Source organism: Tardiphaga sp., from assembly GCF_028290495.1.
Taxonomy (GTDB): Bacteria; Pseudomonadota; Alphaproteobacteria; order Rhizobiales; family Xanthobacteraceae; genus Tardiphaga.
Window position 1 is genome coordinate 1 of sequence record NZ_JAQGJT010000003.1, and the last position, 10806, is coordinate 10806.

The 10806-nt window shown below is 63.9% G+C and carries 8 protein-coding genes and 1 pseudogene; 7 read left to right on the forward strand and 2 right to left on the reverse strand.

Annotated elements, in window-relative coordinates; translation table 11 throughout:
- Positions 1-106: 106 nt before the first annotated feature.
- Together JWQ24_RS00070 and JWQ24_RS00075 are read right to left on the reverse strand one after the other, a co-directional pair.
- Positions 107-3265, reverse strand: a complete 3159-nt coding sequence (locus JWQ24_RS00070; protein ID WP_299802900.1) for a multidrug efflux RND transporter permease subunit — start codon at positions 3263-3265, stop codon at positions 107-109.
- A gap of 1 nt (position 3266) precedes the next feature.
- Entirely contained in the window at positions 3267-4433 is a 1167-nt protein-coding gene (locus JWQ24_RS00075) for an efflux RND transporter periplasmic adaptor subunit (protein ID WP_299802902.1), read from the reverse strand.
- 311 nt (positions 4434-4744) lie between these two features.
- Here JWQ24_RS00075 and JWQ24_RS00080 point away from each other — a divergent pair, with 311 nt between their 5' ends.
- From JWQ24_RS00080 to JWQ24_RS00110, 7 genes and pseudogenes are all read left to right on the forward strand, one after another.
- Complete coding sequence (locus tag JWQ24_RS00080) at positions 4745-4984, forward strand: hypothetical protein (RefSeq protein WP_299802904.1); 240 nt, start codon at positions 4745-4747, stop codon at positions 4982-4984.
- 229 nt (positions 4985-5213) lie between these two features.
- Complete coding sequence (locus tag JWQ24_RS00085; RefSeq protein ID WP_299802906.1) at positions 5214-7658, forward strand: TonB-dependent receptor; 2445 nt, start codon at positions 5214-5216, stop codon at positions 7656-7658.
- 5 nt (positions 7659-7663) lie between these two features.
- Entirely contained in the window at positions 7664-8353 is a 690-nt protein-coding gene (locus JWQ24_RS00090) for a Fe2+-dependent dioxygenase (protein ID WP_299802907.1), read from the forward strand.
- 54 nt (positions 8354-8407) lie between these two features.
- Positions 8408-8728 (forward strand): annotated as a pseudogene (locus tag JWQ24_RS00095) (PKHD-type hydroxylase); the annotation flags it as partial.
- A 189-nt stretch (positions 8729-8917) separates the two neighbouring features.
- Positions 8918-9634 carry a tonB-system energizer ExbB gene (gene exbB, locus JWQ24_RS00100; protein WP_366521400.1) on the forward strand — a complete coding sequence of 239 codons (717 nt, stop codon included), beginning with the start codon at positions 8918-8920 and terminating at the stop codon, positions 9632-9634.
- A 4-nt stretch (positions 9635-9638) separates the two neighbouring features.
- On the forward strand, positions 9639-10064 hold the full coding sequence (exbD, locus tag JWQ24_RS00105) for a TonB system transport protein ExbD (protein ID WP_299802909.1): 426 nt from the start codon (positions 9639-9641) through the stop codon (positions 10062-10064).
- Entirely contained in the window at positions 10061-10789 is a 729-nt protein-coding gene (locus JWQ24_RS00110; protein WP_299802911.1) for an energy transducer TonB, read from the forward strand. The genes exbD and JWQ24_RS00110 overlap by 4 nt, the downstream gene beginning before the upstream one ends.
- Positions 10790-10806: the final 17 nt, after the last annotated feature.

Here is a 10806-nt window from a genome sequence, read left to right on the forward strand (position 1 = left end):
CCCTCCGAAGTCGTGAGGCGGATCGAACTAACCGCAGTGCGGCCTCATATCTATGGCGGCTATGGGTCCCGGCGTTCGCCGGGACGACAGCGGAGAGGGCGGTGTCTTACTCCGCCGCCTGCTTGGCCGGCTCATGCCCGGGCGCTTCGTCGCGCGCGGCGTCCTTCTTGCGGCCCCATCCCGAAATCTTCTCGGAGAACATGTCGAGATAGACATAGACCACCGGGGTGGTGAACAGCGTCAGCATCTGGCTGACGATCAACCCGCCGACCATGGCGTAGCCGAGCGGCTGGCGGATTTCCGAGCCGGTGCCGGTGCCGAGCATCAGGGGCACGCCGCCGAGGATCGCCGCCATCGTCGTCATCATGATCGGGCGAAAACGCAAGATCGCCGCCTTGCGGATCGCTGCCTCTGGCGAGAGGCGTTCGTCGCGCTCGGCGGCGATCGCAAAGTCCACCAGCATGATGCCGTTCTTCTTGACGATGCCGATCAGCAGCACGATGCCGATCAGCGCGATCAGGCTGAAGTCGAACCCAAACAGCATCAGGATCGCCAGCGCGCCGACGCCGGCCGAGGGCAGGGTGGAGAGGATCGTCAGCGGGTGGATGTAGCTCTCGTAGAGAATGCCGAGGATCAGATAGACCACCACCAGCGCCGCCATGATCAGCAGCGGGACCGTGGCCAGCGATTGCTGGAACGCTTGCGCCGTGCCCTGGAAGGTGCCGTTCAGCGTCGACGGCGCATTCATCTCCTGCATCGCATTCTGCACCGCCTGCGTCGCCTGGCCGAGCGCCACGCCCTGCGCCAGGTTGAAGCTGACGGTGATCGCTGGAAACTGACCCTGATGGCTGATCGACAGCGGTCGCACCGGCACCGTCGTCCACTTGGCAAAGGCCGACAACGGCACCTGGTCGCCGGTGGTCGGCGACTTGATGTAGATCTTGTCCAGCGTATCCAGTTTGCCTTGCAGCTCCGGCAGCACTTCGAGGATGACGTGGTAGGAGTTCAGCTGGGTGAAGTACTGCGCGACCTGGCGCTGGCCGAACGAGTCGTACAGCGTATCGTCGATCAGTTGCGGCTGAATGCCATAGCGCGAGGCGCTGTCGCGGTCGATCGTCAATGTCAGCGTGGTGCCCTTGGTCTGCTGGTCGGTAGCGACGTCGCGCAATTCTCCCAGCGTCTGCATCTTGGCGAGGATCTTCGGCGCCCATTCGTTAAGCTCGCCGAGATTTGCGTCCTGCAGCGTGTATTCGAACTGCGTCCGCGTCGCGCGGCCGCCGAGGCGCACGTCCTGCGCCGCCTGCATGAACAGCCGCGCGCCCTGCACCTGTTCGAGTTTCGGCCGCAGTCGCGCAATGATCTGCTGCGCCGACGCCGTGCGCTCGTCGCGCGGCTTCAGCGTGATGAACATTCGCCCGGTATTGAGCGCACCGCCGCTGCCGCCGACCGCCATTGCCACGCTGGCGATGTCGGGATCGGCCTGCACGATCTTGCCGAGCGCTTCCTGATGCGCCTTCATGTCGGCAAAGGAGATATCCTGCGCGGCCTCCGACGTCGCCGAGATCAAGCCGGTGTCCTGCTGCGGGAAGAAGCCCTTGGGGATGATCACGAACAAATAGACCGACAGGCCGAGCGTGGCGAAGAACACCATCAGCGTCGTCAGACGCCAGCGCAGTACCAGATCGAGACCCCGCGTATAGGCGCGCAGCAGCGCGTCGAAGGCGTTCTCGCTCATGATGTAGAGCCGGCCGTGCCTGGCGTGCTTTTCCTCGCGCAGGAAGCGCGAGGCCATCATCGGCGTCAGCGTCAGCGACACGACCAGCGAGACGAAGATGGTCATGGTCAGCGTGACCGCGAATTCTCGGAACAGCCGGCCGATGATGCCGCCCATCAGCAGCAGGGGGATCAGCACCGCGATCAGCGAAACGCTGATCGAGACGATGGTGAAGCCGATCTCGCCGGCGCCCTTGAAGGCGGCGTCCATCGGCGTGTCGCCTTCCTCGATATAGCGGGTGATATTCTCCAGCATTACGATGGCGTCGTCCACCACGAATCCGACCGAGATCGTCAGCGCCATCAAAGAGAGATTGTCGAGCGTATAGCCGAACACCCACATCAGCGCGCAGGCGCCGAGCAGCGCCAACGGCACGGTGATACTGGGAATGATAGTGGCCCACAGGCTGCGCAGGAACACGAAGATCACCATCACGACCAGCGCGATGGTCAAGAGCAGCGTGAACTGCACGTCCGCCACCGCGGCGCGGATGGTCTGGGTACGGTCACTGATGACCTCGACCTTGACCGACGGCGGGATCGCCGCCACCAGCCGTGGCAGCGCCGCCTTGATCTTGTCGACGGTCTCGATGACGTTGGCGCCGGGTTGCTTGAAGATGACAAGGAACACGCCGCGCTTGCCGTTGGCCCAGGCCGCCTGCTTGGCGTCTTCCGGGCCGGTGACGGCCTGGCCGATATCGCGAACCCGCAGTGGTCCGCCATTGCGATAGGCGATGATGACGTTGTTCCAGTCCTTCGCCTCCGGCAACTGGTCATTGGCGTAGATCGTGTAGCTGCGTGTCGCGCCGTCGATGTTGCCTTTCGGGCTGTCCACCGTGGTGATCGCTATCTGCGCGCGGACGTCTTCCAGCGACAGGTTCTTCGCCACGAGTTTCGCCGGATCGATCTGGATGCGGATCGCCGGCTTCTGCTGGCCGCCGATCGTGACCTGGGCCACGCCCGAAATCTGGCTGATCTGCTGCGCGAGCTGCGCATCAACGCTGTCGCTCACCTCGGTGATCGGCAGCGTGTCGGAAGTCGCGGACAACAGCATGATCGGCGAGTCCGCCGGATTGACCTTGCGATAGGTCGGCGGGCTGGGCAGATTCTTCGGCAACTGGCCGCCGGCCGCGTTGATGGCGGCCTGGACGTCGTTGGCGGCGCCGTCGATGGCGCGGTTGAGGTCGAACTGGATCGTCACCGCGGTGGTGCCGAGCGAACTGGTCGAGGTCATCTGCGCGATGCCGGGGATCTGCGCGAGCTGCCGCTCCAGCGGCTGCGCCACGGAGGATGCCATCGTTTCCGGGCTGGCGCCGGGCAGCGAGGCCGCGACCTGAATGGTCGGGAAGTCCACCTGCGGCAGCGGCGCCACCGGCAGCAGCGGGTAGGCGACCAGACCGACGAACAGGATGCCGGCCATCAGCAGCGAGGTCGCGATCGGAAAGCGGATGAACGGTGCCGAGATACTCTCGTGCGAGGTGTTGTCCGTCATCTCAGGGTGCCTTTGCCGACGTGGCGTCGGAGGTGGCGACGGCGGACGACACCACCGACCCCGGCTGCACCTTGTATTGCCCGGCGACGATCAAGCGCTCGCCAGCGGCAAGTCCGCTCTCCACGACAGTTCGGCCGTCGGTCGAGCTGCCGACCTTGATCTTCTTCATCTCGGCCTTGTTGTCGGCGCCGACCGCGAAGGCATAGAGCCCATCGGCGCCATGCTCGACCGCGTCGTCGGGGATCACTACCGCGTCCTTCAGTGTGGTGACCAGCAGCCGCGTCGAGATCGACAGGCCCGGCCACAGCACATGGTCCTTGTTGTCGAACGTCGCCTTCAGCCGGATCGTGCCGCTGGTGGTGTCGACCTGGTTGTTGATCACCGCCAGCGTGCCTTCCGACAAATTGCGTTTTCCGTCGGTGCTCAGCGCGATGACTTTCAGCGGATGCGCCTTGAGGGCCGCGCTGATATCGACCAGTTGCTGCTCGGGCGCGGTGAAGATCACCGCGATCGGCTCGACCTGTGCGATGGTGACGATGCCTGTCTGCGTCGCGGCGTTGACGATGTTACCCTGGTCGACCTGGCGGAAGCCGACCACCCCGGCAATTGGCGCCTTGACCGTGGTGTAATCGAGTTGGGTCTGCGCATTGGAGATCGCGGCGTCGTCGGCGGCAATCTGCGCGGTGAGCTGCTGCACGGTGGAGCGCTGGGTGTCGGTCTGCTGTTTGGTGGCGAACTCGCCAAGCTTGGTGAAGCGCTGCAGATCGAGGTTGGCGTTGGCGATATTGGCCTCGTCCTGCGCCTTCTTGGCCTTGGCCTGGTCGAGCGAGGCCTGGAACGGGCGCGGGTCGATCTGCGCCAGCAGATCGCCTTCCTTGACGACCTGTCCTTCCTTGAAAGCGATCTTGTCGATCTGGCCGTCGACGCGGGTGCGGACCACCACGGTATTGAAGCCCTGCACGGTGCCGAGCCCGTTCAGATAGATCGGAAAGTCGCTCTTCTCTGCCGCGGCCAACTTGACCGCAATCGGCGGCGGGCCGGAGCGGGGCTTGTTGGCGGCCTGCTCGCTCTTGCCGCCGCCGTAATAGCGCCAGCCCGCATAGGCGCCAGCAATCACCAGCACGGCGAGGACCGGGAGAACCCAGCGGGAGCGTCTGGAGGCAGTCATGGCAATCCGATCCAAGTCATGAAGTCACGAAGCCGTTACTCGCCCATCGCGGCGCTACTTCAATGCCCGGCAATCGACTGGCTTCGGGCAGTTAAGAGGCTGCTCCTTGGCTGTAAACACACATTGGCTTGAATTCCTCCGACATTGCCAAAACTTCATGTGTGGCAGTCGGATAGGGCGCTCCGCCGGCCGCTTTCCGGAGCTCTCCGCCGTGGCCTATCCGATGCAGCAGGTTGTAACCTCGCACCGGCTCGGCCATAGCAACCGAAACAACCGCGGCTAACTACAATTCACATGCACAGGAAAAGTTCATGGACGAGCTCAACGGACGAATGATCGCCTGCCAGATTCTGATCACCGGATTGATCGCGCGCGTCGCCAATGACTCGCCGGATCCGTTGCGCTTCCTTTCGGACTACCGCGACGAGATCAAGGCGGTGGTTCGCGGCATCAACATCGCCGGGATGGAGAACACCGATCGCGTCCGGCAGACCGCGTTGCAGACCGTCGATGAGATGTTTTCGCTGATGAAGGCGCCGAGTATCGATTGAATTGAAGCCGCGATGCACGTTTAGAACGGATCAAGACAACTACCCCGTCACCGGTTCGAGGTCTGGGCGAATTAGAACCGTTTCAATCTACATGTATTCAAATGTGTCTGCGCCGTGTTTCCGCCAAATCCCGTTGACCGTCAATTTTTCGATCGATACTCCGGGCCCTGAGACAATTTATCGCGGAAGAATAGCTGTGCGATTTCGACGCAGCGGGCCGGGGGCATCTGTGAACACGATCAAGAAACCACATTCGTTGCGTTCGTCTGCGCTGCTCGACAGCAATGCGGAAACCTCGCAGCCCTCCGGCCGCAAGGTCACGGCCGTTGCCGGCCTGATCGCGGTGGCTTCTTTCAGCGGCGCGGAAGCGCAGCAATCCAACCTTCCGCCGGTCACGATCGATGCCCCGGTCGCCCGGCCGCGTCCCGCTGCCTCGCGGCCGACGCCGGACGCCACCCGTGCGCGTACCGCGCTTCGCCGCGCCGCGCGCCGTGCCCAGCCGGCGCAGGTCGCGCCGGTGCCGTTCCCGAATGCCGGCGGTCTGGCCGCCGATCCCTATGCCGATCCGGCCGCGCCCTATAAAGGCGACCGGCTGGCCGGCGGCAAGTTCACCGAGAAGCTGGTCGATACGCCGCGCAGCGTCACGGTGCTGACCAAGGATATTATCGAAGACAAGAACGCCACCTCGCTGCGCGATCTGGCGCGATCCACCGCCGGCGTGACTCTCGGCACCGGCGAGGGCGGCAACGCCTTCGGTGACCGCTTCTTCATCCGCGGCTTCGATGCGCGCAACGACGTGTTCGTCGATGGCGTGCGCGATCCGGCCGTCAGCATCCGCGAAAACTTCTTCACCGAGCAGGTCGAGATCCTGCGCGGCCCGGCCTCGTCCTTCGCCGGCCGCGGCACCGCTGGCGGCGCCATCAACATCGTCACCAAGCAGGCCGGTGACAAGAACTTCACCAATGTCGATACGACGTTCGGCACCGATGCCACCAAGCGCGTGACGATCGACGCCAACCAGGTGATCAGCCCGACCGTGTCGATCCGCGCCGGCGGCCTGTTCCAGGATGCCCGCGTCGCCGGCCGCGACGTCACCACCGACGATCGCTGGGGCGGTTTCGCCGCGATCAAGTGGACCCCGGTCGATGCCGTCAAGGTGACCGCGAACTACATTCACACCGACCTGAATTCGATTCCGGATTTCGGCGTGCCGTGGGACCGTAGCGCCAACCAGCCTTCCACCGAGACCGGCCTCGCCAACCGAAACAATTACTACGGTTTCGCCAACCGCGATTTCCAGCACGCCCGCCAGGATATCGGCTCGCTCAACACCGAAGTGGCGCTGACGCCGGACATCACCTTCAGCAACAAGATGCGCTTCGAGCGCGCCACGCTGGCCTATGTCGGCACCTTGCCGGAAACGCCGCGGGCGGGCACTCCCGGTTATATCGCCGATCCCGCCGGCTACGGCTTGACGCAGCTCAATGCCGTCAGCCGTTACCAGACCACTGACGTCGTCGCCAACCAGACCGACCTGAAGTTCAAGTTCGATACCGGGCCGATCAAGCACACCACCATCGTCGGCGCCGAAATCTCGCGCGAGAAGGTCGGCATCGACACTTATACCGGCCTGACGACGGAATCGCTGCCCGGCGGCAGCACCAGCATCGGCGCGACCATCGTGCCGATCAACAACCCGAACCTGACCTTCGCGAGTTTTGCGCAGCCGCAGCCCGTCGGTAACCCGACGAACATCAAGGTCGACACCAATGCCGGCTACCTGATCCACACCGCCAACTACAACGATGTCGTGCTGTTGAACGGCGGCATGCGCTTCGACGACTACAGCGTCAACGCCAGCAAGCTGATCCCATCTCCGACGACGTTCCCTCAGAGTGCCAACAGCGGAAACCTGAACTACAATGTCGGCCTGACCGTGAAGCCGCTGCCATTCGGCAGCGTCTATGCAGCGTATGCGACGTCGACCAACCCGGTTGGCTCCGAACTCGATGGTACTGACGCGCGTTACGGAAATTTCAATCTGAACGGCGCTTATAACCAGGTGTTTGGGCCGGAGAAGAACAAGTCGATTGAGGTTGGCACCAAATGGGAGTTGTTCGACCGGCATCTGCTGCTGACCGGCGCGCTGTTCCAGACCGAAAAGGAAAACGCCCGCGAGCAGGTCGGCACAGGCGCGGCCGTTCAGGTGGTTGCAGGCGCGGCGTACCGCATCCGCGGTATCGATCTCGGCGTGGCCGGCAAGATCACCGATCGCTGGAGCGTGTTCGGGGGGCTCGTGCTGATGGAATCGGAAGTGCTGAATTCAGCCACGCCCGCATTCATCGGGCGTGACCTCGCCAACATCGCGCACCAGTCCTTCAACGTGCTGACCAAGTACAAGTTCGACCACGGCTGGGAGCTCGGCGGGCAGGCGACCTACCAGTCCAAGCGTACCGGCGGCATCCTGTACACGACCACCACCACCGTGCTGCCGGAGTTCTGGCGTTTCGACGCCTTCGTCGAGAAGAAGATCGACCAGAACTGGACCATCAAGCTGTTTGCCAACAACCTCACCAACAAGCTGTACTATGACGGCTTCTACAACAGCGCGGCGCCGTTCGTGCTGGTGGCGCCGGGCCGGTCGGGAACGCTTGTCGTCAGCGGCAAGTTCTAGCCCGCATGCTGATCTGCGTTCCCGATGTCTTGAGCAAAGAAGATGTGGCGGATTTCCGCCGCGTCATGGACGCGGCCGACTGGGAAGACGGCCGCTCCACTGCCGGCGCGCAATCGGCGCTGGTCAAGCGTAACGAACAACTGCCGCCGGACAGCGAGGTCGCGCGCGCGCTCGGCCGTCGCATCATCACCGCGCTGACCGGCAATCCGCGTTTCATCTCGGCAGCGATCCCGCTGCAGATTTTCCCGCCTTTGTTCAACCGCTACGTGGCGTCCGACGGTCACCATTTCGGCGTTCATGTCGATAACGCGGTGCGCGGCGATCATCTCACGGGCATGCGTATCCGTACCGATCTGTCGGTGACGCTGTTTCTGTCCGAGCCGGAAGAATACGAGGGCGGTGAACTCGTCATCGAGGACAATTACGGCTCGCACGAAATCAAGCTGGCCGCCGGCGATCTCGTTCTCTATCCTGCGTCCAGCCTGCATCTGGTGACGCCGGTGACAGCAGGCACCCGCGTGGCCTCGTTCTTCTGGCTGCAGAGCATGATCCGGGATGCGCATGCCCGCAGCATGATTTTCGATCTCGACAGCGCCATCCAGAGTCTGGTCGAGCGACTGGGGCGTGACGATCCAGAGACCGTGAAACTGACCGGCATCTATCACAATCTGATCCGGTACTGGGCGGAAGTCTGATCGGAGCGTTCTCCGGGATTGATCTGAGAGGAGTGTTTCTGGCGCCGGGTGGTGTCGGTGCGCGGCGACTACCTCACCGGTAAGCGCATCCGCGCCAAGCTGTCGGCGACGTTGTTCGTGGCGGAGCCGGATGAATATGATCCAGTGCTCTATCTGGTTTAAAATTGGCATGTGGAGGCCCCGCTCACGGCAGGCATGCGCGAGGCGTCTTCTTTCTGACTACAGGGCATGGTACGGGATGCCCCTGCGCGCAGCATGATCTTCGATCTCGATCGCGTGATCCAAAGCCTTGTTGAACGTCTCGGAAGAGACGACCCTGAAACGGTCAAATTGACCGGTATCTATCGCAAAATCATTCGCTGTTGGGCCGAGGTACAGACCTTGTTTAGAACGTCTCTTAAGTTGTTGGCTGTGCTGGCCGTGTTCGCGCTGGCTTCGCCCTTGATCGCGCAGCAGGCCACCACGCCGTCCGCAGCGCCTGCCGTGACGCAGCAACCCACGGCGTCCACACCGGTCGCGATCGATCCGTCGGCTACTGACGCGCCGAAATCCGGCAAGGCGGCTGTGGCCAGCGGGCTGCACGATCTGTCGCCGTGGTCGATGTTCAAGAACGCTGACATCATCGTGCAGGCGGTCATGCTCGGCCTGGCTTTCGCCTCGCTGGTCACCTGGACCGTCGCTATTGCCAAGACGATGGAATTGTCCTCCGCGCAGCGCCGGCTCAAGAGCGCACTCAAACGCATCTCGGATTCGCGGTCGCTGTCCGAAGCGCAACTTGCGCTCGGCGACAAGAAGACGGTGCTGTCGTCGCTCCTCGCGGCTGCCATGAAAGAGGGGCGGATGTCGGTCGGCATTTCCTCTGACGTCGGCATCAAGGAACGTGCGGCGTCGAGCTTCTCCGAAATCGTGCGCGCCGAGGCCCGCCGCGTCCGCTTCGGCATGGGCGCGCTCGCCACCATCGGCGCGACCTCGCCGTTCGTCGGCCTGTTCGGCACCGTCTGGGGCATCATGAACAGCTTCATCGGCATCTCGAACGCCCACACCACGAACCTCGCCGTGGTCGCGCCGGGCATCGCCGAGGCGCTGTTGGCAACCGCGCTGGGCCTGTTCGCCGCGATCCCCGCTGTCGTGATCTACAACGTGTTCTCCCGCTCGATCGGCGGCTATCGGGCGATGCTGGCCGACGGCTCCGCGCTGGTGTTGCGGCTGTTGAGCCGCGATTGCGAGCGCGCGCTGTCGTCGACGCGGTCGGCGCGCCTGACGCAAGCTGCCGCGGAGTAGCGCCATGGCAATCCGGCTCGGACACGACGGCGACGATTTCGCGGAAACCCACGAGATCAATGTCACGCCATTCATCGACGTGATCCTGGTGCTGCTGATCATCTTCATGATCGCGGCGCCGCTGGCGACCGTCGATGTTCCGGTCGATCTACCGGCGACGACGGGGCAAAAGCAGGAGCGGCCCGACAAGCCGGTGTTTCTCACCATCAAGGCTGATCGGAGCTTGGCGATCGGCGACGATCCCGTGCCGGCCGGCGCGCTGGCTTCGGCCTTGGAAGCGGCGGCGCGGGGCAACCATGACGAACGTATTTTCCTCCGCGCCGATCGCGCCGTGAGCTACGGCGACGTGATGGAGGTGATGAACGCGCTGCGCGCCGCGGGCTTCCTCAAGGTCGCGCTGGTCGGATTGGAAGAGCGGGAGGCGAAATGACGGCCGGTGCGCTGGCCCTGGCTGATTTCGACAGCGGTGCGGAATTGCGGCGCTGGGCTCTCGCAGCAGCGATCGTCCTCGCTGCGCATGTCGGGCTGGCGTCGGTCTATTGGTTGATGCCGTACCCGGAGGCCGAAGGCTCCGCCGAAGCGCCGGCGGTGATCGTCGACCTCGCGCCGCTGGCGGCTTCACCGTCGCAGCAGGATCTCGCCCCGGGTCCCCAGACGGTGGAACCGCAGCCGATGCCCAAGCAGGAGCAGACCGAGCCGAAGGTCGTCGAGCCTGTGCCGATGGCCGAGGCGCCCGCCGAGGTGACGCTGCCCAAGCCCGAACCCAAGGCGTTTGAAAAGAAGCCCGAAGAGGACACGCAGAAGGCCGAGACGGCGGTGGTGCAGGAAACGGCCACGGCGCGCTCCGCGCGGGAGACGGCGGCGACACCGGCCGCGCCGAGCCCTGGCAGCGAGGCGGCCCAGCGCGCCATCGCAAAATGGCGCGATCTTCTGATGGCGCGATTGGCGCAGAACAAGCGCTATCCGGCGAGCGCCCGGGCGCGAGGCGAGCAGGGCGTCGTGATGCTGAGCTTTACCGTCGATCGCAGCGGCCATGTGTTGGCGCGCAGCATCGCGAATGGCTCCGGGTTTGCGGAGCTCGACGAGGAGGTGTTGGCAATGGTCATGCGCGCCGTACCGCTACCGGCGTTTCCTCCGGCGATGGTTCAGCCCTAGATTCAAGAAACAGTGCC